We start from the raw sequence: 22,745 nt of genomic DNA, 5'->3' as shown, positions 1-22,745 counted from the left end.
AATGACGAAGAATGAGTTGCCGTTATCGAAGGACGAGATTTTGGATGCAGCGGAGCAAGTGCTTCGGCGATATGGACCGGACAAAACATCCGTAGTGGACATAGCTAAGGTGCTGCAAGTGAGTCATGGGACGTTGTATCGGCATTTTGAAAGTAAAGCTGCGCTGCGGGAAGCGGTGACATCCCGTTGGTTGCATACGAGCATCGTGACGCCTCTGGAGGCTATTGCCAGTGAGACTGGCGGCAGTGCCATTGAGCGTTTGCATTTGTGGCTAGACACGCTGATTCAAACCAAGCGGAAATTTGCAGCTGAAGATGCGGAAATGTTTGCAATGTACGCCAATGTTACAGAGATTGAAGTTGAAATGATTAGCACCCATATGTATTGTTTAATAAAGCAGCTGGAACAGATCATTAAGCAGGGGATGGCGAGTAAAGAGTTGAAGCCAGGTGAATCGGAATCGCTTGCCAGAGCCATATTCTTGGCTACTTCGCGTTTTCATCATCCATCGCATGCCCTAGAATGGGGAATGGGGAGTATGGATGAGGACTTTGAAAGTGTCTGGCAGTTGTTGATAGGAGGCTTAACATGATCAAACCCAAACGATTAAAGTCAGGATCCAAGATAGCCATTATTTCACCATCCAATGGGCTGCCTTATTTATTCCCGGACATCTATGAGATGGGCTTGAAGCACCTGGGGGAGGTCTTTGGCCTAGAGGTTGTTGAAATGCCATCAGCCAGGATGTCACCGGAGGAACTGTATAAGAATCCACAGTTGCGTGCTCAGGATATAAACGATTGTTTTGAAAATGAAGAAATTGATGGCATCATCACTTCAATTGGTGGATATGAATCGGTGAGGATTTTACCCTTTTTAAATAAGGACTTGATCATGAGTCATCCTAAGTTTATCATGGGTTTTTCAGATGCGACGACATTCTTAACGTACTTAAATAATTGGGGGATGGTAACCTTCTATGGCCCATCTATTATGGCAGGGATCGCGCAATTAAGTAGTCTACCTAAAGCCTATAGCGAGCATCTCAAAGCAATATGGTTTGAAGAGCAGTTCCCATATCGTTATACGCCATATCAAGAGTGGACGAACGGCTATAAAGACTGGAGTCATCTGGAAACCTTGGGTGAGTGTCAGCCGTTTGTTGCGAATGAGAATGGGTGGACGTTTATTCAGGGGGAAGCGATTGAGCAAGGGTATTTGTGGGGTGGATGTATCGAAGTCCTAGAGTTTATGAAATCGACGATCTATTGGCCCAAGGATGATTGCTGGCAGGATAGGGTCTTATTTTTCGAAACATCGGAAGAGAAGCCTTCACCCATGCAAGTAGGTTATATGCTGAGAAATTATGGGATGCAGGGCATCTTTTCACGTGTTAAAGGCGTCATATTTGGGAGAGCGAAGGATTATAGTGTAGCTGAGAATGCAGAACTTAGAGAGATCCTAGTGACTATTATTGCAAAAGAGTTTGGGGCTGGTCATGTACCGATTGTTGTTGATTTTGACTTTGGGCATACCGACCCGAAATTGATTCTGCCATTAGGTGGACGAGTAGAGTTAAATCCGGGGACGAATGAGGTTATTTTGTTGGAGAGTCCTTTTGAGTGATTGGAAAAGTAGGGGGATTTGCCTAAGTGAGCAAAGTTGAATGTGGCATGTATACAATGTGCTTAGTCCAAGATGGGAACAAAGTGCTTCTGATCAATCGTCCCGAGTCCAAAGGGTTTCCCGGATATCTTGGCCCAGGCGGTAAGGTGGACTTGGCGGAGAGTTTCACGGAGGGAACCGTCCGAGAATTGTGGGAGGAAACGGGACTCGTGGTGAAACCGGAAGACCTTATATACAAGGGCGTCGACGAATATTTAGTTCCCGAGAAAAACTATAGATATATGGTGTTTAATTATCTCACTCGGACATTTACTGGGGAGTTGCTAACCGATCCACCTGAAGGCGAGTTAGCCTGGGTAGATATAGACGATGCGTTACAGATGCCGATGCAAGATTGGTTTAAGCGGAGGTTTCCTTTATTTTTTGAGGCGGGAACTTTTGAAATTTCGGTTGTGTGGGATGAGACTAATCAATGTATAATCGAGGAAAAGGTAAGAAGATTAGGTTGATAGCAGGATCCTAAAACAACATGAGAGGGTAGCAGAATACTATGAGCGAAACGGTAAGTTTGAGTCTTGGAGGCTCCTACGTTGTGGCACCAGATAATCCTAGAAAGACTAAGAATCGAGGGCGGAAATGTATGATTCTTGCTTTCGAGATTAACGACGAGGAATTAGACATTAGGGTTATCTATCTCGATACGAGTAGAGAAGTATTGCTGAAGTTCAGTGATTTGAAGCCGATTACAGAGTAAGGGCTGCCTATGAGAAAGTTTGGATAAAAAAATGATCCCTACATACATAAGGATCATCAGACTGATAGGAGTTATGCGTTGATATTTCCAGCCATTTTAAGTCTCGCTGCGATTTGTTGGAAGTCTTCAGGCGAGATGCCAGGAGCAAACTCCTCATCGACCGCCGGCGCTTCAGCAATGGGGTATCCTTGAGGCGTACCCGGGATGACTTCTAAGGCAGAGCCATCTTCGGGATGCGTACCTTTCCAAATCTGGCCAATTGTAGTGAAGTCGCTGTCGCTCCATGTGTAAAGCTTAGTATGAACGCCTTTCTCCTCATACTTTCTGGTCTCATTAAACGACTTGTTGCTTAAGGAAGGAATGGGGACTAATTTGGTGACATTGACCCCAGTTGCTACTTCCAACGCTTTGGCGTAGGCAACAACATGAACGCCTCCACGAACAAGCAGGTAGCCAATTACAGCCCGTGCTGCAGGGTGGTCGGTCATTTCGTACACTTTCATTTTATGGGTGCGTGCGCCGCATTCTAAGAAGAAATTATGCAGTAAATCCTCTACCAAGTTGCCGCTGTTAAACACATTCGCACCTGTCCATGGGTTGCCCATAGAATCAACCGGCATGGCCCCTTGCGCTCCTGCAAGAAAGTGATAGGAAAGACGAGCGTCTTTGACAACATCCAGTGGTGTCTGGTCGGGCTCTTTGTAGCTTGTAGAGCCTCTTAAGCATTTATTAATTGCATGGGAAACCAACTCCACATGGCCAAGTTCTTCGGCCGTAATACTCATTATCAAATCGTAAAAGGGTCTCAGTTTCTCCTTAGAACGGAAATTAAAAGATTGATACAAGTAATTGTTCAAAGTGGACATCTCACCGAATTTGCCACCTAACAATTCCTGTACAGCTGCTGCGGCATTAGGGTCAGGTTTCTCAATGTCAGGAATCTCAATCGAAATTTCATCCATTCGTTTAAACATGGCTTCAACTCCCTCAGATTTTTCACTCCTGTACATTGTTTACCTTAAGCTTTATATCTAACCATGCCGCGGGGCACAAATGAGAAAAATCAGCTACTTCAAAGTAGCTTTTTTTGCTTTTCCGTTCCGTAGTAGCGGTTTCGATGGGAACTTTTCGTCAGTGCTGTGCGTCTAACAAAATATGGGAAATATTATAAAATTGAACAAGGATTGGTGTGGTGTATGCGATGGTCAGATTATGTGGTTTGGGATCACTATTATTCGTCATGCTGCTGCTGAATGCGTGTGAAAGTAATACCCAGGGTTCAGCCGTATCCGTATCGCCACAAGCAACCATTCAGGAAACAGCGGCGATTCCTACAACTGCGCCCGTCGCAACGGTTGGATCCATGACTCGGACTAAGCTGCAAAGCCTTACTTTCGGTGAACACAATAGTTCTGAGGGGAGGGTATTCCAACAATGGAAGGCTACGGATGTCCCTCAGGAACCTTTCCAAGTTGTGTATCATCTAGAGGATGTGAGTGTAAATGCAACTTTTGCGAACATGAGCGAAGAAGAACGACAGCTGCTGATTAAGCAGATTAGGGTTGAGGGCAATGCGGATTGGGAGATTGTAGAAAGTAACGATCCAATCAATCAGGTGAGGGTTCAATTCCATCATGCAAATGAACCGTTCATCCTGCGCGTAGGGGATCTGCCTGCCATGACGTTCATGCGAAAAGAACCTGTGAGCTTTACTTTTAGTTCACCTGCAGGTCACGATGTACCTCACCTTTTGGTAATGGCACAGGAATATGGACCACGACTGCGTATCCCCGAGGGGGAAAGCTCGGTAGAACTAGTTTTTTCGAATGAGATGCGAAATGACCTGCCTACGACGATAGAAGGTGTGCCTGTAGCAGCTAAATGGATAGATCCCAAACACCTCTTGGTCCAACTAGACAATATGGGAGCCGGAGAGCATCGAATGAAAGAGCAATATCTGCGAATGGATAACTTGGTGGATGTAAGCGGCAATCGCTTGGGTGGTAGTCTCCAGGGAGTCTGGGTTCAACAAATGCCGAGGTATGTATGGCGCTATGCGGATTCAGGCGAGTTGGCTGGTGGGGGCCCGAGGGATTCTTTATACGATCAATTGGTTATTTCAGAAGATAAACAAACCTATGTCGGGATTGTTCGACTTGGCGGGTCTATGGGAGACGGGGACGGAACGGGCTATTCGTATATTTTGGAGCAAAAGGGGAAGGACCCTATTGTCATAGAGAATGTGTTCTACTCCACGATTGAACCTGATCAGCAGCCCATTCAATGGATAGATGCAAAAACACTCATTTATGCGTCCTACTACGGCGTGTTTGTCTACAATATTGAGAAAGGTGAGAAACGTATTCTACACAAAGCTGATCCTGATGAGAATGATAATATCAATTACGCTGCCTATGATACGACGAGAAAGCTGCTTCATGTATTGGCCTATGAGAACCGGCATGAAACGAGTCAATTGGCACGATTGACATATGCCTCAGGAGATACCATGCCCCAAAGAATGCCTGCCTACACAACAAGTGTACTGGTTGCCAAATACTCCGATTTGGATATGACCATAACCCCTCTGCCGGAGGGCACCTATTGGACACGAATACAAGATGGTGTTCCCTACACGGATTACGTTAATCAAGCAGGGGAAAAGTTTACCGCCAAAGGAATTGCTCGGCTCGTCACAAAACAAGGTGCGTACCTACAGCAATATGAAAAAGGGGAGTTCCAACTGCAAGCCTCAGGATGGGCAATATGGCAACCCGGCAAAGCCGCGAAAGAAATGACGAACCCGCCAGAGGACAGCTTTACCTTTACTAGCGGCACGGATTTATTTGCAAGGCTGGAGGATAGGATTGTTAAATATGATCTTTCTGGAAATAAATGGGTGATATGGGAGGCGCCCAATGGGGAGAAAAATGCCATGCCTGTTCAAGGTAAAGATGGATTATACCGCATAAGTGTAGAACCAATCGTGAAACAATGAACGGGTGGAATCGTCACTGTTATATCGAGTGTATCGTACGCTGCGACCGATAACGTTACATCTTGTGAGGATCGGGTCGACTATATGTTAGATGCTCGTACGAGCGATAATAAGTAAAAGCAGGCTGCCGATTAGAGTGAATCGGCAGCCTTTTTTATCGAGAGGGAAAGATGACTGACCGTTCGGGCATAAGATATCGTTGATACTGCTACATATCGATGAATACTTTTCCCTTCTCGACCGACAAATCAAACGTTTCTACTACAACCTCATAGGTTTTTGTGCGGACTTTATTATCTACAACAAGACCGCCGGTTTTAATGTCAAATTCCCAATGGTGCCAGGGACAACGGACGATTTCCCCTTCTTGTTCGTAAATAAATTGCCCAGGCAGAGGCGATGTGACCCATGAAGTAACCGGCCCTTTGCAAAGATGGGCTCCCTGATGAGGGCAATAATTAAGAATTGCATGAAGCTTTCCGGATAATTTATAAATTCCTACGCTCCGCCCTTGAACATCAACAATTTTCGGTGCATCCTCCTTGAATTCATCAACTGTTCCTAAATAATGGTGCGCCATCGTTATTCCTCCGTTTTGTCCGGCATAGGCAGGCCATAGTATTTGGCAGCATTATAGTAAAACACATTATTTGTTGTTTCTTTGTCCATTTTTGGGAAAACGAGCTTTGGCGAGTCGAAATCCCAATGCGGGTAATCGCTGCAGAAGAGCAGCTTGTCCTTGGCGTGCATAGCCTCGAACAACGTATCGAAGGCTTGACGGTTCGGGGCTTCCTCAATCGGCTGGGAGCCGATGTACATGTTGGTAAGAAAATATTCGCTAGGCTTTCTCTTCACCCAAGGAGTCTGCTCGCGCAGTGCCTTCCAATCCTGGTCGAGCCGCCACAAGTAAGGAGCGACCCAAAAGACGCCTCCTTCTATAAATGCCACCTGCAACTCCGGGAATATCTCAAATACACCTTCGAAAATAAAGCTGGCCATATGGGCCATGTAAGCTTGCGTACGGGCAGCGCGATATTCAATATAGTAAGATGGATAGCCGACATTCGTAGCGGGTGCGTTCATCGCATCGCCGATAGCTCCTACATGCATGGTGAAATTGATTCCATGCTTCAAACAAGCCTCATATATCGGATGAAACATTTTATTTCCGTAAGGATGGGCAGAGCCCGATGGAACATAAGCCTGAACCATTCCGGGATGGGAGCCGAGCCGTTCGATTTCCCGAACCGATGCGGCTACATCGTGAATCGGCAGGTAGATGGAGCCTCTGAACCGGGGCTCCTTGTCGAGCCAATGTTCAATCGTATAATCGTTGAAAGCGGAACACAATGCGGCCGAGTAATACGTATCGGCAGTGTTTGTGGACGCTATAAATTCGCCGGTCAAAATTCCATAGCGGATGTCGAAAGGTTCCAAAAGCTGCTCGATCATGAAATCAAGATCCGAACCGGCAGGACCGCCGCTTGGAGGAAAGGAATCGGCTCTTTTTCCGACACTGCCTCCGTTCATCGTACCCGGCCCACCGCCAAAATTCGATCCCCACAGTTCAATACGCTCCTTGTATTTTCGCGGTAAGTAAGGGAACAGCTGCTTGATGTCCTTAAAAGTATGATGGATATCGCAATCAATAACTCCAATGCCTTTGCGTACTTTTGTCTTGTTGGCCGATGCTCCTAAGATACTCATGTTTTCATCCCCTTTTTTTGTTTCGGCACATTTTGCGGGTGCATGTTTTTACATATCAATCATAAAACTAGGACTGCCCGGTCGAAAATGGTATTTCGTAATTGTAATTTGTCATTTTGTAAGGTCAATGCTATAATTTAGCCCACTTTCAAAAGACCGGTTTCAGGAGGTGCGGATGAATTAATGGGCAAGAGGCAGCATTCTGACAAGTATGAGGAATCACGCAATTATGTTGTAGACGAGTTGGCCTTGAACGGCGGCTTATGGCCAGTCCGAATGGGACGCATCAAAGCAGGTCCGGAGCATCGTTTCCCACAGAGGATGATTGATTATTACGCATTGCATTTTGTTATGAACGGAAACATTCGTCATCTCTACGGAGAAGAACAGATCGAGCTGGCTAAGGGCGATGTTTTTTGTGCATATCCGGGCGTCATATACCGTCATTTCATTACTCCGTCCGACCAGCCTTTGGAAATGATTTGGGTTTCCATTAATGGCGGGCAAACTCCACTGCTGCTCGAAAAAGCCGGCTTCCGCCCATCTGTCCCTTATGTCGAAGGTGTGATCGGTAAAGAGCTCGAGACGTCGCTTGTTCATCTGTTTAGTCAACAGGAAGATAACGGCAGCCGGAGACAAGTCGAATTGATTGCGGCTATCTACCGTATATTCGGACTTATGATTCCGCAAAAAAGCACCGACAAATCCGATACAGGACCTGCCGGCTGGATTCCCCGAAGCATAGAGTACATGAATATGCATTACACCGAAAATATCAACGTGCAAGACGTCGCGGCGTATATTTCGGTTCACCGGGCATATTTCTCCAAAATATTCGCCGAGCAGACCGGAATGACGCCCATCCAATATTTGCAAAAGCTCCGCATGGAGAGAGCACTTCAGCTTCTGCAGCAAACAACGCATACAGTCACGGAGATCGCAATGACGCTTGGTTATCCCGATTTGTATTCCTTCACCCGGGCTTTCAGCAAGCATTACGCAGCATCACCGAGTAAACTGCGCGAAAATATAGCAAAGACCGGCGATCAATCCGACGTGTACCCTGAGTAAGCGATAGTAGCGGTCTTCATGTTGAATGGATTAGTATATTGTTGTAGCTAGATAGTCAAGCACTGATCTTGGCTTAGAGCTGAATTTTGAATACAATATTTTATTCCTCTCACAATTTGGACATAATATCCAAAAAAGGGGGTCATTACTTGCATCGTTCCCAATATATTGAAATTGGCGATGACTCCTCTCTGAAAATTTGACACTTTTGTGTAATAAAGCTCAGATTCTGAAACTATTGGTGGTTGAGCTTGGATTAACAATAATAAAGTATGTTATCATGAGGTAACATTATATAAGTTAAAGGTAAGTTTATACTTGGAGGTAATTACCATTAGTACCGATACTGTGAAAGATGCAATGACCATGTTGAAACAAACGAGCCGCACCTTTTATATACCGATTAGCAGCTTGGATGCAGGTCTGAAAGAAGCGGTAGCATCTGCCTATCTGTGCATGCGGGCTATAGATGAAATCGAAGATCATGAGAATCTGGTGGATGCTTTGAAAATAGAGCTGTTAGCTGGTGTGCACGGAGCATTCCAGTCATCGGATATTATGGATGCCATCCAGAAATTATTGTCACCTTATACGGCGCAAGAACTTCCAGAAGTTTCTCTGCGACTTGCTGAATGGCTGCATCTTTGTCCGTCTTCGGCGAGACCAATTATTGAGAAATACATTGCGAAAATGTCACTCCAAATGTCGGAATGGGTCCAAAAAGGGTGGAGCATCCGTACGGAAGAAGATTTGGATGGATATACATACAGTGTGGCTGGTATGGTTGGCGAAATGCTGTCTGAGCTGTGGCAGTGGAATGACGGCACGCAATCAGATCGTGATAAGGCCATTGCCTTCGGAAGAGGGTTGCAGGCGGTTAATATCCTTCGAAACCAAGCAGAAGACGCGAAACGTGGCGTTAGCTTCTTCCCGGAAGGCTGGGGCTTCAAGGAAATGCAGCAGTACACGCGCCGTAATCTACAGCTTGCCGATGCTTATATCGCAGACCTGAAGCAAGGTCCAGCATTGAAGTTCTGTAAGGTACCGTTGGCGCTCGCGCATGCGACGCTTAATCTGCTTTCTGCTGGTGGAAGCAAATTGACACGCGACGCAGTTTTGAAAATTGTGAGTAAGGTAACGTAGCTCGCAGCTATTAAGGAAGGGGTCCGCAGTAGTTTCTGCGGGCCTCTTTTTGTTGAGTTTCAGGGATAAGGGGAACTAGGATGCTCTATTAGCAATTAAAGGAGCGAAATGGTCATTAAGGAGAACGTCAGTATCCTATTTGTCAGATAAATTCTTAGAAAGGCGGATAATTGGGTAGTTAGCGCACTGTGGTTCCCTTTAAAGGTAGAAACACCTGTTCAGACTCTGAATAGCGCACTCACGTTCCCTTTCGCTACCCCTCCACGCGTCTATATGACGAAATAGAGAAAGGCCGCCCTCAAGTAGATGAATCTACTTGGAGCAGCCTTAAGGATGTAAGTTTTATTTCATTTGGACAGATACTTACAACGCCCTCTTAATCACCTTCCGATAATGCTGAACCGATAGAACCCCGAAGACGGAGTAGAGTGCCGTGTACAGCCCCATCACGATCATCATCGGCGTCCACAGCTCGGTTCCGAAGAAGAACCATCCTGACTGGATTGCGAAGTAACTATGAACCAGCCCAACAATTAAGGGGATCCCGAAATTGAACAGTTGTTTAACCTGAATTCCCTTTAGCAGATCGCTTTGGGTAAAACCGAGCTTTCGTAGAATGGTATACGATGACTTCTCATCTTCGCTCTCATCCATTTGCTTGAAATAAAGAATACAGCCAGAAGTGATCAAGAAGGTGAGTCCTAGGAAACCGACGATGAACATGATCAAGCCCATGCGATTTTTGGATTCACTAGCCATATCTTGGCGCGAATCATAAGATGCTCGATCATCCCATTTGACTTCGTGAAAAAGTTGATTGGCCTTCTCGAGTTCCTTCGCATTCACGATATCAAAACCGAAATATAGCGATGATGTTCCTTGAATGTGAGGGTCTAGATCTTGCTTTAATCGCTGAAAGACCGATACGTCAACGACGGCAACAGGCAGGCTGCTCATCGAGAAGCGCCTTGAAATGAAGGATTGTTCCTCGATGCCGGTATACGTTAGCGGAAAGGTGTTATTTAGAGTGATTAGCTGGGCTTGGCTGTTCGGTTTGAAGTTAAGAAATTTTTGCATTTCATCGTTAGCCCCGGTAAAAAAGGTTTGGTCAGCAGTCAAATCGATGCCTGCAGCGGTATCGCTAATAACGGCCATCCGATTGACATCTTGATTCATATAAAGTTCACTTTTCGATTCCATGACTTGGCCAAGATCAGCCTTGATTTGAATGACCTCAATTGTTGTATCTCGGTGTTTAATGCCACCCGCATCTAAAGCTTTCGTGAAGCTCTCCGCATAGTGACGTTCCGTCACACCAAAGTGATTGGGTATATTCCTTTCGGCGGTCTTTTCAACCGAATAGTACGTAATGTAGCTCAAGGACAGTAATCCAATAGCTAGGGCAGATACCGTCGTAATCACCATCAAAAGTAACGCGTTGGATTTCATCCGATACATGATGGATGCGAGGGAAAGTACCTCTTGTACGTTCAAATAGCCGTTTTTCCTCTTACGGATCCCATTCATTATCAAACGGACAGACCCTTTGTAGAACAAATAAGTACCGATGATCACCGAGGCAAGAATTAATAGCATACTGCTCAGTAATCCTGGTGCTGTCGTAATGCTTCCTGAAAACAGTTTGGAGGATACATAGTAGCCTAACAAAACGAGAAAAAGCCCAACGAATCCAAGAATCGCTTCCTTGTTCGACATTTGCTTCACTTTAGCTTCGGTGGAGGTTGCGACATGGAATAACGAGAGAATCGTCTGCCTCCGAATAAAGAAATAATTGACCAGCAGAATTAATACGTAAACGGCACTGAAAACAACGATGGTCTGGATAAACGCTTGAACTGAAAAGTGGAGAGTAGCGTTAGCTTTTACCCCTGTGATTTGTAATAATACCATCAGTATGAGCTTTGACACGGAGAAGCCGATAAACGCCCCAACGATCAGCGAACCGAAGTAGAGAATGAAATTCTCGGTACTTAGGATGCGAAAAATTTTCCCCTTCGTCATGCCGATGAGTTGCAGAAGGCCGATTTCTTTACTCCGTCTTTTCACAAAAATGTTATTCGCATATAAATTGAAGATAGCAACAATGGCGATAAGCAGAAAGGATGCAGATTTCAGCGCAGCGGCGCCTTTAATAGTCCCCTTGGTCGCGTCTAAAGCAGGATCAAACTGTAACGTGACAAAAGCGAAATAGAGCGCAACGCTAAACATTAAAGCGAACACATACAAGTAGTAATGCTTGATATTAGCCTTCAAGTTCTGGAAGATGAGCTGATTAATACTCATTGTGCACACCGCCAAGCACGCCTTGGGTCTTCATAATATCTTGAAAGAAGGCTTGTCTCGTTTCTTGCCCTTTATAGATTTGGGAGTAAATCTGCCCGTCTTTAATGAATATTACTCTGGAGCTGTAGCTGGCTGCAACGGGGTCATGCGTGACCATCACAATGCTCGCTTGGCGACTTACATTCATTTCACTGAGTTTATTCAGCAAATCGGAGGCAGATTTGGAATCGAGCGCACCGGTAGGTTCATCCGCGAAAATAATATCAGGATCATGGATAAACGCTCTAGCAGCGGACGTTCGTTGTTTCTGCCCGCCGGATATTTCGTTCGGATACTTATCCTTCAACTCATAAATGCCGAGCTCAGAAGCAAGGTCATGAAACCTCTGATTAGCTTCAACCTTAGACATCTTCGTTATGGATAACGGAAGCAGGATATTTTCTTTCACAGTCAGTGTATCCAGCAAATTATAATCCTGAAAAATAAAGCCGAGATGATTTTTCCGAAACTCTGCCAATTGTTTTTCTTTCATGCTGGTCGTTTCTGCCTTGTTAATCTGAATGGAGCCATGACTCACCTTATCAATGGAAGAGAGCACGTTGAGCAGCGTTGTTTTCCCTGAACCTGAAGGGCCCATGATGCTGACGAATTCCCCTTTTTCGATCGATATATCAAGACCCCGAAGTACCTCTTGCTTGTTATGTTTATTGCCGAAGCTTTTATGAATTTTAACGGCTTGTAAGATAGACATGAATCACACACTCCTTTATACGATTAGCTTTATTATAAAAAGCTAGGCCGCATTTATCCTTCGATTGGACGAACAAAGTAGAAAAGCATGTGACATTATTGTCACATGCCTGTTATCCGCACGAGTTCGTTGGGCTGTGGAAAAGCGAGGGTGAACGTAGTTCCCACGCCAACCTCCGAATTCACAGTGATCTGGATGTGCAGCGTGTCAGCTGCTTTGCGAGCCAGATATAGGCCCATGCCCGTCGCGGCGCTGTCCTGATGCCAGGTCGTGGAGGTAAAGCCCTTATCGAAGATACGGGGAAGATCCTTGGCATCAATGCCGCGTCCAAAGTCCGTTACTTGAAGGATGGTACGCTCCTGTGCGAACAAACTATTCACGACAATATCGGGCGAGAAGCTGTCGCTGTATTTGACGGCATTGGTTAGGAGCTGGCGCAGGATGAAAGCAAGCCATTTCGCATCGCTAAGGACCGTCTCCGTCGCATCTAACTGGACGTCGAAACCGATTCCCTTTTGAATGCACCAAGATTGCAGCGATTTAATCTCCATATAGAGGAGATCTTCGATCTGTACTTTTTCAATGTAGAGATCATTGTCAATAGAGGGAAGTCGCAGCTGATGAAGCTGTTGGTCTAGAAGATGATGAATGCGCAGCCATTCAAAGGTGATGGAGGCTTTCGCCTTATCGTTATCCAAACGTTCAATCATCAAATGCATGGCTGTGAGAGGTGTCTTCACTTCATGGATCCAAGCTAGCAGTTCGTCTTTCTCTTGTTCCAACGCAATTTGCTGCCGCGATGCAGTCTGGTGAAGCTGCTCGGTTTGATTGACCAGTGCTGCTTCCATGATCTTCTCAAATGGACTTGCTGCGTCAGCAAAACCGGATACATCAAGGCTGGTTTCCCAGTCATTTAACCGCTTGATAAAAGCCGTTTCTTTGTGATAACGAAAGATCAGAAAGATTACGAAGAGCATCGTAGATAAGAAAACAATATATAGAACGGATTGGAGTGGAATCGAGTGGTCAAGATAGGCAATAAGCAACAAAAGGACTTGACCCAAGAGGAACATCCCTAGCCAACTTATTCGCTCTTTGAGATACACTTTAATCATATTGAGGGGTCTCTTCCGTTGCAATGTAGCCTTGCCCGACCTTTGTTTCAATAAACTTTCCTAAATCCAGCTCGTCCAGCTTCTTTCTAAGCCGATTTACGTTCACCGTCAAGGTATTATCACTTACAAAACGCTGGTCATTCCATAAGCTGTTGATGATGTCTTCCCGGCTGACAATCGTATTCTTATGCTCGATGAGGAGCTTTAATATGTAGATTTCGTTCTTGGTCAGTTCAATCGACCCGGACTCATGACTCACGATATTTTTCTCGAAATCGATCGTAGCACCGCACCATGTTTTGAGCTTGATTTGCTCCGTATTGTAGTTATACACACGGCGAAGAATAGCATGGATTTTTGCGATCAGCACGTCAAAATGAAAGGGCTTTTGGATAAAGTCGTCTGCGCCAAGCTGCATAGACATCACCATATCCGTCGGATGGTCGCGCGAAGAGAGGAAGACGATGGGAACGTTGGAATGCGTTCGAATCATGCGGCACCAATGAAATCCATCGAATTTCGGCAGTTGAATATCAATGATGACGAGATCAGGCTTTAGTTGAATAAAGGTCTCAACTACTTTATTGAAATCAGCGATGCCATGAACCTCGTAGGACCATTGAGCCAAGCGCTCTTTGATTTCTGCGAACAAAGTTGCATCATCTTCAATAAGTAAGATTTTAAACAAGAGAAATCACCCACTTCTGGTCATTCTTTGAGTTCGGAACTCATTGTATTGTAAACTGGTTAACAGAGCTAAATGGATGTTGCCATATAAATCATACCATAAATTCAAATGAGGAGTTCTGGGAGCCATGAAACAGAATAAATACGATGAGCTAGGATTTTATGAAAAATATAGCGAAATGCCTCGTTCCATTGGCGGCCTCAATGCCGCTGGGGAATGGCCTGTACTTCGCACGATGCTGCCTGCGCTTCAAGGCAAACGTGTTCTTGATCTTGGATGCGGTTACGGTTGGCATTGCAAGTACGCCCGCGAGCAAGGGGCTGCGTCCGTTGTCGGTGTAGATCTTTCGGAGAAAATGCTGGCATATGCCAGTGCGAATCATAGCGATTCAGGTATCACGTATCAGAGAGTGGCGATTGAAGATATCGACTTCGCAGCAGGCGAGTTTGACGTTATCATCTCCTCACTGGCTCTTCACTACGTTGAGCAATTCGATGCGGTTTGCCGTAAGGTGCAGCATTGTCTGGCCGCTGGAGGCACCTTCGTCCTCTCTGTGGAGCATCCGATCTTTACCGCACGCGCTGCGCAAGACTGGCACTATGGTTCTGGAGGCGAGCGTATGCACTGGCCTGTCGACGATTACCAGAACGAGGGGCAGCGGGTAGCGAGGTTTCTAGATCATGATGTAGTCAAATATCATCGCACGATCGCTTCCTATATGAATGCGTTAATTGAAGCGGGATTCCTGATTACGAAGATTGCCGAGCCTCAACCGACGCCAGAAGCTTTGGAGAAGTATCCCGATATGAAAGACGAGACGCGCCGTCCCATTTTTCTATTGATTTCAGCGGTTAAGAAGTAACCATTGTCCTGCTGCCCTTCGGGGTAGGAGGATTTTTTCTGTTCTAGTCCTGTGAGTGAAACATTATTTGGAAATCCACGTCTGTTAGTTTAGAAGATTTCCAATGGAAGGACGAAGCTTGTGAATAGAGTTGTGATGGCTATATCTGTTGTATGTATATTAATTGTTACGAGCCTTGTCTTGCCGGGTAAAAGTTATGCTTGCAGCTGTGCCCTGCAAACAGATCCGATAAAGGCTGTGGAACAATCTAAGGCTGTGTTTTCTGGTAAAGTACTTGCCATCGAACCCAAGGTTCTAGATATCAATGGCATTCTCGATCATAAAATCGCCGTTCATTTCGATGTAGAGAAATCGTGGAAAGGGATGAATGAGACGCAGGCCATTGTTCTCACCAACTTGGGTGAACCTTCGTGTGGCTATACGTTTGGGCAGGGCGAATCCTATCTTGTTTTTGCTTATGACTATGATTTTAAGGGGAATATGCTGCAAACAAGCTCTTGTTCATTAACGAAAAAGCTTACCAATGCTACTTCGGAACTGAGTAAGATGGGGCAAGGCGTGGAGCCGATAGAGAATGTGAGTTTAAAAGGCAAGATGGATACGATGGCGTATACGAATAAATGGTCTTTGCTCAAAGCGATCTATCATCGGTTGGTTCGGTATCATCTGCTTGAATTCGTGCAAGTAGCCGTCATCCTAGTTATTGGAGCAGGGCTGCTAATGATTAGGGCAAGAAGAAAATGGTAAGTATACGCTATTGGCTAAGTTAAAAGATGGGTTCTAGCATTGACAAACGGCTTCGAGAAGGCTATGATATCTCTTGTTGTTTAGTAAAGTAACTGGAGGTGTTTTGACTATGGCAGTTCCTCAACGGAGAACGTCCAAAACACGTCGCGATAAGCGCCGTACTCACTTTAAACTGGCTGTGCCAGGAATGGTGAAGTGTGAACAATGTGCTGAACTTAAAAAAGCGCATCATGTTTGCAAAAACTGCGGTTCATATAAGGGTAGAGAGATCGTACAAGCTCAATAATCATATGAATCTTGCAATGAAAAAGACACTTCTAATCGAAGTGTCTTTTTTTGTTTCCTCTATTTCATGTAAAATCATACTTCACTTTATATGATTTCGGCTTTCTTACCCGGCTAAATGGAATACATACAGTTAATTCTCGTAAATTACTCCAAAATTCACGATTAGATGGAATTCATGTAGTTAAATCATCGGATTTCATCCGTATTCTGTTGAAATCTTGAAATTACATGCATAAATTCCAGTTAAATCACTGAAACACGAATTAGACGTGAAATTAGCTGTACAAAATACAGTTACTCTAGGGTTTGGTCCACGGCTGGAAGAGGCGTTTTTCTTGTTCATTAAAATTTGAAGGACAGTGTGCTTAATGAACCATGTTCGATAGTGTCGTGCAACACTTGGATCTCTCGTCCAGGACTTCCGCTGCCGAGTGCAATGAGCAAAGGCACGAAATGCTCGGGACGTGGGACGCCTAGGGCGGCATGCGGGGCAAGCGTTTCGTATTGGCTTAAGGCTTCGATATCTCTGGCAAGCACCTTCTCCCGAATCCAATCTCTGAACTGCACGGCCCATGCGCGAGGTGGAGCTTCCTTATCACGGTCAATTTCATTAAAGTTATGCGTTAGAAATCCGCTCCCGATGACGAGAATGCCATCTTCCTCAAGCCCCTGCAGTGCTTCACCGATCGCAATCTGTTGTCTCGCAGGCAAGAAGGGGTTGACCGAAACGGGAACGATAGGAATATCGGCTTCCGGATATGCGTGCATCATGATAGGGAATACACCGTGGTCCAAGCCGCGATATTTCCTTTGAACCGGAATGTTATGCTGACGCAGGCGCTCTTCTACCATAGAAGCAACGATCGTTGAGCCTCTAGCGGGATATTGAACTTGATAATAAGAGGAAGGAAACCCGTAATAATCATATTCCATGTCATGCACATCGTCTGTCGCGGCAATGGTCGTTATGTCACTTTCGAAGTGGGCCGAGAAGATGACGATGGCTTTTGGACGGTTCTCCTGGCCAAATCGGTTCAGGAACGCAGTAAATTCAGATTTTTCAAAAATGGTATAGGGTGAGCCGTGAGGCAAGAAGACTGGGGAAAGCATAGTGAAACCTCCTACTCGTCATTGTGTTGTGCTGTAGGCAACTTACCAACGTCCGATTGCTACAAATAGTAATATCGCCAAGAAAAGGATGTTCATTCCAATACCTGAGTTTTCATTTCTCTTTGCGTGAAAGATGGCTGCAAGTACCATAATTAAACCTAGTGCAATAGCGGCAATTGGTGTCAAAATAGGGGCGATTCCTGTGGCATAAGGGACAATCAAACCTAATCCTCCAAGTAGTTCGGATACCCCGATGAACATTACCAAGCCTTTTGATGATTCTTTGACCCAGGGCATCCCCGCTTTGGCTTTCTCATACTGAAAAGATTTCATTGAGCCTGCCATAATAAACGCTAATGCTAAAATTCCCTGTACGATCCACAATGCGATATTCATAAAATAAAATTACCTCCTTGAATTAAGTAAGTGTATAGTCGTATAATAATCCCTAGGAGCGATACTGAGAAGTAGTTACTCCAAATATACCTAGTATACTAAAAGATACCTATATGAAAATGAGGAGGAAATTCAACATGGAGGAACCCCATTGTAAATTTGAAACCGTCCTAGAGATTCTTGTAGGCAAATGGAAGCCCATCGTTTTGTTTCACCTTTTCTCGAATGGCACGATGAGATTTAGTGAACTTCAAAAAGCGATTCCCGATATAACGAAAAAAATGCTAACCCAACAATTAAGGGAGCTCGAGTATCACGATATTGTTCATCGTAAGATCTATCACCAAATTCCACCCAAAGTTGAATATTCTATCACAGAACATGGCAAAGGCATGTCTACCGTTTTGCAGGCTATGAATGACTGGGGAATGTCGCATCTCAACCATTTGAATGAATTGTATGGCGAAGAGAGATCTGTGGAATCATTTGAAGGTAGACTGGACGAAGTCACAGGGAGTTAGAGGGAGTTTTATTTGCTTGAAACGGCGACTAAGGCACATAGGAAGTCAAAAAAAAGAAGCCTCTTCCGAGGCTTCTTTTTCGTTTATTCCTGTCCATCAACTACTCCATTACCACATGCCAAGGCTGCATCCAGACGATTCGCTCACCTACACGAAGTATGATCTTCAAGTCGTGGGGGCCAGAAGTCAGGGTTCTTGAAGTACTCAAGTGGTACAATGGCGTGACCGTGTCAGCGGTAACGGTTTTACTGGCGGGTGCAACCGCGATCGATGATAAGGCATCCTTGCCGCCAAGATCATTATTCTCCTCCAAAGATAGCCGTGGCTGGATGGCGTCTTTGAGATTTTTCTGAGTCCATTGTACTTGTGTATCGTAAAGGAAAGCATTCAGTTTAACCGTTGTTCCTGTTAACTTCTCAGGGAGCTTTCCGAGCTCGACTTTGTAGCTTCCTTCATAATAAGCGTGCCCCTCGTACCAAGGAATGGGGGAAAGGCCGAATAACTGTTTAACAGCGGGCTGTTCCAAGTATAATTCGCCATCGCCACTCGATCGAGTCGGTGCGCTGCTAAGTGTAATTTTATTTGTTAAAATACCCTTCCAATAAATCTCAGCATTCTGGCCCCCCTTATGCAAAACGAAGCCATAATCGCCTTTCGTAAACCGAACGGCTTCCTTCGCTCCTTCTACATCCGCTTGCTCGTACCCCAACTGCTCAGCTAGAACCTTCAGCTTCAGGACATCCACGCCTTCTTTTACAAATCCTGCGTCAACATCTTCGTTCCACTTTAGAGCACCTTGGCTATCCAGCTTAAAAATAACCTGTTGTGGGTATTGGGTTTCAATCTGCAGCTCAGTACCCGTATCGAGGTCCCAGAATCTGTCTTGGTTCCAGGATTGTAAAGGGATCCACCCGGTATGTCCTTCTTTACTGGCCTTGAGCAAGGTGGTGCCGTTTGGCAGACTCCATACCGCGGAAACCTCCACATCCTGATTCCGCAGCAAAAGGACAGAAGAGGTATAGTGCACATCAGGATAACGCATTAACTCACGGTCACCACGAATGGATACCTTCCAATGAACGTTCACCGCGTCCGCGGGCTCCCCGTATAAGAGATTAATCCATCCTGTTCCTTTTGACGTGTGGACATGGTACCAAGTTGAGAAATGCCAAATCTCATAAGGACCTCTGCCAGTCCATAACGGTTGGGTAATTTTTTCGAAGGCAGTGACCTTCTCCCCTGAGAGGACGGCAGTTTCTTTGTTCGAAGGGCCAGTGAATAATGGAATCTCAGTAGTCAGGTTTAGTGTTTCATCGGAAGGGACGATGGTCACACCTGCTTGCAAAGTCCACAGGGGACCCACCTCGGTTTCTACCAAGAAGTAACGGTCATAAATCGTTGTATACTCTTGGAGGATTCGTGTTTCCCCAGCAGATGCAGATTCCATCGAAGTCTGCGCGGATTGTAAAAGGGGCAACAACTCCTTACTGCCGTATATACCTTGATAATAGACGTGTTTGCTGACGTCTTGAACGGTGCCAATCTGCTTCACCGGGATGTGCGCCCACAAGTCTCCCATCCATGACGTATGAATCTGAATCCATGTTTTACTGGACGGGTCGTTCGTATAGAACCACTGCTTCTCCGCACGGACAACCTTCACTTCTTGAGGTGCAAGGGCTGCTACCGAACCGCCTCGTTCGCTCATTTTGCTATAAAGCGGTGTGTCTGAGGTTAGCAAAATGTGATCGGGTGGAGCAATATCAATTTCCCACGGATTTGGACGAATCCAACGAGGGCCGAACATCGTCTCAATTTTCCAAGTTCCTGCGCCAATAGACCAAGCGCCATTCGTCTCGATGACATTGACGTTTTGTGGAGAAAACCATCCCTCGGGCTGATCAGCAGGCGTATCTGCCGCAGGATAGTAAGCTGTATCCGACAACAGCTCTATCGTTCCAGGAATACGTAATCCATCAGGGGGATAGGGCCCCTGAGCCATGAATTCCGCCGAGGTTCCTGCAGGTTTACCAAAGAGTCCCGCTAGTGTTACCACTAACAACGTTACCATCCAACTTGCTCGCCAATTCATTTCGCAACCACTTCCCATCACCAATGTGGTAAATATTTCAAATATTAGACGTAAAGTAGGGGCAAAAAGTTTCTGAAAAAGGTGTAACATAAAGGGGGTAATGAATAAACTTTCTTGAAGTTTGGAGGCGAACTCATGAAATTAATAAAGTTAATCCCGTTACTTATGGGGGCAATGCTCCTGTTGCTCTCGGCACAGCCATTGTTCTTGATAGGGCAAGAGATGATTATCGGAAGCCGTGTTAACCGTGACTTTACATTTGATCATATCTATGTAAATTTCATGAAATTAGGGAAAGTAGAGATTCTTGGGAGAGGCGCACCCATTCCAGTAGATCGCATTACAGTTGAGAATTATATGGCTGATAGCAACGACAATAAAGCTATTCATACAATTGCAGAGTACACGGACATGAATCAACGCGAAGATGCGACACGACTTACCTACACTAGAGTATACAAGTGGGAGGGGCAGACGATTGAAATTGCAGATCAATTCCAATCGGGCGTATTTAATGAATCCAGTCGTGAACAATCGAATTTGAAAATAACAATCAATCACAAGGATTGGACTGTGGAGGGGCCTGTCTTGGTAAGGCCGAATTTCTTGGATGACAATCGGTACCACGGATATTTTGGGGTTTTGACAGTCGAGGAGAATGAAAGGGAGAAGTTCGTGGTTATTCAACGGATCTCTGGAACTGCATTTACCTCGGATCACAACTTATCATGGCGAATTCTAAGTGTTGATAGTGGTGGTCAGGTTGAAGAAGATCGATTCACATTTGATGAGCTGGGTGAGGTTCCAAAAAGGGTAAATATGATCAATCTGACGTCTACTTCACCTTCTGCCGTGGGATATCAGAGTGACATCTTGCTTGGTTGGCCATCTCTTATTTTCCCATTGGCGTACCCGTATGGAACAGCTGTAGTAGGACTTATACTAGCTATCATTGGGTTAGTGATAGGATTTCGCACATTTCGTGAATAATAAGACTCGCGCTAAGCGATGCGTCGAAAGGAGGGGATGCGGTTGAAATTTCCCTATTATTTCATGGTAGTAGCTTTCACGATAGGGTTGTCCGCGTGCCAAGCAGATGAGCTTACAACAGCCGTTCCGAGCACTGCGACAGAAGAGCCAACGGCTTCTATTCGTGTGCAAAAGGAAGAAGTAGCCCCCAAGGTGAGCGAGGCTAAAAATCCGGCTGTCCTTATGCCCGAAGGTTGGCATCAGCTTATCCGGCAGAGCGGCCCTGTGCGAGTGGAAGGTGACTTGAATAAAGATGGTATCCAAGACGTCGCCATGGTTGTCGAAAAGCTGAAAATCGGAGGGGATCAAGCTCCTGAAAGGGCACTTTTGATTGCTTTTGGACATAAAGATGGCACCTACACACGCTCGATCATGGCAGATAAGGCGATTCTGAAAGCCGATGAAGGCGGGGTATGGGGCGATCCGTTAGCTGATATTTTCATCGATAGAGGCTCCCTTGTTGTGAGTTTTTATGGAGGAAGTAACGATAGATGGTACGGGAATTACCGTTTCAGATTTCAAAATGAGGACTGGTACCTGATCGGTGCCACGGTGGGATCCTTCTATTCGGGGACGATGACCGAAACGACAGGTGACGAAGAAGACTATAACCTGCTTACAGGTGATTATGTCAAAAGAATCGTTGACGATCCGAAGGCTGAGAAGCCCACCTCACACACGATAAAAGGCAACATGGGGAAGAAAAAGCTGTTGAAGTTGCAGGATTTTGTGGCGACGGGATCAACGGATCAGTTTTTAAAATAGGTCGTTGTTCGCGGCTGTTGAATGCGTCGGTTGACGCTGATGGTGGATGCGGAGGGGGAGATACGCAAATAGATGGATTTCCTCCATCTAAAATCGCTGTAAATCGTCGGAAACACAATTTAGATGGATTTTCTACAGCTAATTTGGCGATCTCTCCCCCTTTTGCCGTGGAAGGTCAGATTTAACTGGAGATTTTCCATCTAATGCTCCATTTTAATGAAAATTCCTGAAGTTAACTGGAGAAAACCCAGTTAATTAATCTGGTGACGACGCCACCAGCGTCACTCAACCATCTACATGCTGCTAGCCGTCATCCTCTATCTACCATGCCACACGCTCGCGCTCTACTTCCAATCGTCCAACCCCGCCAGCCTTTATCATCATTCACTCAGCTCGCTTCACTCCCCGCGCTCACTCTTCATACTTCTCGATCGATCTAACCGCCTTCCTCCCTCTTTTTGCCCTCAAATTTTCCATGTAAATCCACCTTATACGCACTTATCCACAAAATTACCCACAGTATCAACATGTCCACAAACCCATGCTGTGCATAATAAATTCAATATCTTATACACATATCCACAGAAAATATTATCCACAGGTGGAGAGTTGGATAGGTTTTTGAACATAACGCTAGTCCATATTCCAACGCCAACAATAAGCAGGATTCTGCCGAGATGCTCTAGAAGGTGCTTTTCCGCTTGTGATTTGGTATGCTGTATGATGTTGTAACATTGCTGTAATAATATTGTAACAGTAACAATTGTTTTATATGCCT

23 protein-coding genes are annotated in these 22,745 nt (G+C 45.3%); 13 read left to right on the top strand and 10 right to left on the bottom strand.

Going from position 1 to position 22,745, the window contains the following annotated elements; translation table 11 throughout:
* Position 1 precedes the first annotated feature (1 nt).
* From HQN88_RS21495 to HQN88_RS21480, 4 genes are read left to right on the top strand one after another with little or no spacing between them, the layout of a single operon-like run.
* A complete protein-coding gene (locus tag HQN88_RS21495) occupies positions 2–592 on the top strand; it encodes a TetR/AcrR family transcriptional regulator (protein ID WP_173116343.1) in 591 nt (196 codons plus the stop codon).
* Positions 589–1,626 (top strand): S66 peptidase family protein, encoded by a 1,038-nt coding sequence (locus HQN88_RS21490; RefSeq protein WP_173116341.1) that lies wholly within the window; start codon positions 589–591, stop codon positions 1,624–1,626. The genes HQN88_RS21495 and HQN88_RS21490 overlap by 4 nt, the downstream gene beginning before the upstream one ends.
* Before the next feature lie 47 nt (positions 1,627–1,673).
* Positions 1,674–2,135, top strand: coding sequence for an NUDIX domain-containing protein (locus HQN88_RS21485; protein WP_173116389.1), 462 nt, complete (start codon positions 1,674–1,676; stop codon positions 2,133–2,135).
* Positions 2,136–2,176: 41 nt separating this feature from the next.
* A complete protein-coding gene (locus HQN88_RS21480; RefSeq protein ID WP_173116339.1) occupies positions 2,177–2,380 on the top strand; it encodes a hypothetical protein in 204 nt (67 codons plus the stop codon).
* Positions 2,381–2,451: 71 nt separating this feature from the next.
* Here HQN88_RS21480 and HQN88_RS21475 read toward each other — a convergent pair whose 3' ends face one another.
* Positions 2,452–3,354 (bottom strand): manganese catalase family protein, encoded by a 903-nt coding sequence (locus tag HQN88_RS21475; RefSeq protein ID WP_173116337.1) that lies wholly within the window; start codon positions 3,352–3,354, stop codon positions 2,452–2,454.
* A gap of 227 nt (positions 3,355–3,581) precedes the next feature.
* Between HQN88_RS21475 and HQN88_RS21470 the strand changes: the two genes are divergently transcribed.
* Positions 3,582–5,378, top strand: a complete 1,797-nt coding sequence (locus tag HQN88_RS21470) for a hypothetical protein (RefSeq protein ID WP_173116335.1) — start codon at positions 3,582–3,584, stop codon at positions 5,376–5,378.
* Between the two features lie 208 nt (positions 5,379–5,586).
* On the opposite strand, the gene HQN88_RS21465 is transcribed toward HQN88_RS21470, so the two are convergent.
* Positions 5,587–5,958 carry a Rieske (2Fe-2S) protein gene (locus HQN88_RS21465; protein WP_173116333.1) on the bottom strand — a complete coding sequence of 124 codons (372 nt, stop codon included), beginning with the start codon at positions 5,956–5,958 and terminating at the stop codon, positions 5,587–5,589.
* 2 nt (positions 5,959–5,960) lie between these two features.
* Complete coding sequence (locus tag HQN88_RS21460; RefSeq protein ID WP_173116331.1) at positions 5,961–7,085, bottom strand: amidohydrolase family protein; 1,125 nt, start codon at positions 7,083–7,085, stop codon at positions 5,961–5,963.
* 183 nt (positions 7,086–7,268) lie between these two features.
* On the opposite strand from HQN88_RS21460, the gene HQN88_RS21455 reads away from it, so the two are divergent.
* On the top strand, positions 7,269–8,156 hold the full coding sequence (locus tag HQN88_RS21455; RefSeq protein ID WP_173116329.1) for a helix-turn-helix transcriptional regulator: 888 nt from the start codon (positions 7,269–7,271) through the stop codon (positions 8,154–8,156).
* 360 nt (positions 8,157–8,516) lie between these two features.
* Positions 8,517–9,299: a squalene/phytoene synthase family protein gene (locus HQN88_RS21450; protein ID WP_173116387.1), complete on the top strand. Its 783-nt coding sequence runs from the start codon at positions 8,517–8,519 to the stop codon at positions 9,297–9,299.
* A 363-nt stretch (positions 9,300–9,662) separates the two neighbouring features.
* Here the strand turns inward: HQN88_RS21450 and HQN88_RS21445 are convergent, their stop codons facing one another.
* The 4 genes from HQN88_RS21445 to HQN88_RS21430 form a co-directional block, all read right to left on the bottom strand.
* Positions 9,663–11,603: an ABC transporter permease gene (locus HQN88_RS21445; RefSeq protein ID WP_173116327.1), complete on the bottom strand. Its 1,941-nt coding sequence runs from the start codon at positions 11,601–11,603 to the stop codon at positions 9,663–9,665.
* On the bottom strand, positions 11,593–12,354 hold the full coding sequence (locus tag HQN88_RS21440; RefSeq protein ID WP_173116325.1) for an ABC transporter ATP-binding protein: 762 nt from the start codon (positions 12,352–12,354) through the stop codon (positions 11,593–11,595). Before HQN88_RS21440 ends, HQN88_RS21445 begins: the two co-directional genes overlap by 11 nt.
* 101 nt (positions 12,355–12,455) lie before the next feature.
* Positions 12,456–13,469, bottom strand: a complete 1,014-nt coding sequence (locus tag HQN88_RS21435; RefSeq protein ID WP_173116323.1) for a sensor histidine kinase — start codon at positions 13,467–13,469, stop codon at positions 12,456–12,458.
* Positions 13,462–14,157 carry a response regulator transcription factor gene (locus HQN88_RS21430; protein ID WP_173116321.1) on the bottom strand — a complete coding sequence of 232 codons (696 nt, stop codon included), beginning with the start codon at positions 14,155–14,157 and terminating at the stop codon, positions 13,462–13,464. The genes HQN88_RS21435 and HQN88_RS21430 overlap by 8 nt, the downstream gene beginning before the upstream one ends.
* A 127-nt stretch (positions 14,158–14,284) precedes the next feature.
* Between HQN88_RS21430 and HQN88_RS21425 the strand changes: the two genes are divergently transcribed.
* The 3 genes from HQN88_RS21425 to rpmF all read left to right on the top strand — a co-directional run bounded on the left by HQN88_RS21425 (position 14,285) and on the right by rpmF (position 16,052).
* Positions 14,285–15,019 carry a class I SAM-dependent methyltransferase gene (locus tag HQN88_RS21425; protein WP_173116319.1) on the top strand — a complete coding sequence of 245 codons (735 nt, stop codon included), beginning with the start codon at positions 14,285–14,287 and terminating at the stop codon, positions 15,017–15,019.
* 120 nt (positions 15,020–15,139) lie between these two features.
* The gene (locus HQN88_RS21420; RefSeq protein WP_173116317.1) at positions 15,140–15,766 is read left to right on the top strand and encodes a cobalamin biosynthesis protein CbiN; all 627 of its coding nucleotides are present in this window, start codon (positions 15,140–15,142) and stop codon (positions 15,764–15,766) included.
* A 109-nt stretch (positions 15,767–15,875) separates the two neighbouring features.
* Positions 15,876–16,052 (top strand): 50S ribosomal protein L32, encoded by a 177-nt coding sequence (gene rpmF / locus HQN88_RS21415; protein ID WP_047680282.1) that lies wholly within the window; start codon positions 15,876–15,878, stop codon positions 16,050–16,052.
* A 344-nt stretch (positions 16,053–16,396) separates the two neighbouring features.
* Here the strand turns inward: rpmF and HQN88_RS21410 are convergent, their stop codons facing one another.
* Entirely contained in the window at positions 16,397–17,164 is a 768-nt protein-coding gene (locus HQN88_RS21410; RefSeq protein WP_173116315.1) for a DODA-type extradiol aromatic ring-opening family dioxygenase, read from the bottom strand.
* 42 nt (positions 17,165–17,206) lie between these two features.
* A complete protein-coding gene (locus HQN88_RS21405) occupies positions 17,207–17,560 on the bottom strand; it encodes a DoxX family protein (RefSeq protein WP_173116313.1) in 354 nt (117 codons plus the stop codon).
* Positions 17,561–17,697: 137 nt separating this feature from the next.
* Here HQN88_RS21405 and HQN88_RS21400 point away from each other — a divergent pair, with 137 nt between their 5' ends.
* The gene (locus tag HQN88_RS21400) at positions 17,698–18,081 is read left to right on the top strand and encodes a winged helix-turn-helix transcriptional regulator (protein ID WP_173116311.1); all 384 of its coding nucleotides are present in this window, start codon (positions 17,698–17,700) and stop codon (positions 18,079–18,081) included.
* A gap of 100 nt (positions 18,082–18,181) precedes the next feature.
* On the opposite strand, the gene HQN88_RS21395 is transcribed toward HQN88_RS21400, so the two are convergent.
* Entirely contained in the window at positions 18,182–20,173 is a 1,992-nt protein-coding gene (locus tag HQN88_RS21395) for a hypothetical protein (protein ID WP_173116310.1), read from the bottom strand.
* 135 nt (positions 20,174–20,308) lie between these two features.
* Between HQN88_RS21395 and HQN88_RS21390 the strand changes: the two genes are divergently transcribed.
* Together HQN88_RS21390 and HQN88_RS21385 are read left to right on the top strand one after the other, a co-directional pair.
* Positions 20,309–21,163 (top strand): hypothetical protein, encoded by an 855-nt coding sequence (locus HQN88_RS21390; RefSeq protein WP_173116308.1) that lies wholly within the window; start codon positions 20,309–20,311, stop codon positions 21,161–21,163.
* 42 nt (positions 21,164–21,205) lie between these two features.
* Complete coding sequence (locus tag HQN88_RS21385; RefSeq protein WP_173116306.1) at positions 21,206–21,967, top strand: hypothetical protein; 762 nt, start codon at positions 21,206–21,208, stop codon at positions 21,965–21,967.
* The last annotated feature ends 778 nt before the right edge of the window (positions 21,968–22,745 follow it).

The organism is Paenibacillus qinlingensis (assembly GCF_013204845.1).
GTDB lineage: Bacteria > Bacillota > Bacilli > Paenibacillales > NBRC-103111 > Paenibacillus_E > Paenibacillus_E qinlingensis.
The sequence above is the reverse complement of the archived record's forward strand: the minus strand, read 5'-3'. Positions and strand labels throughout refer to the sequence as shown.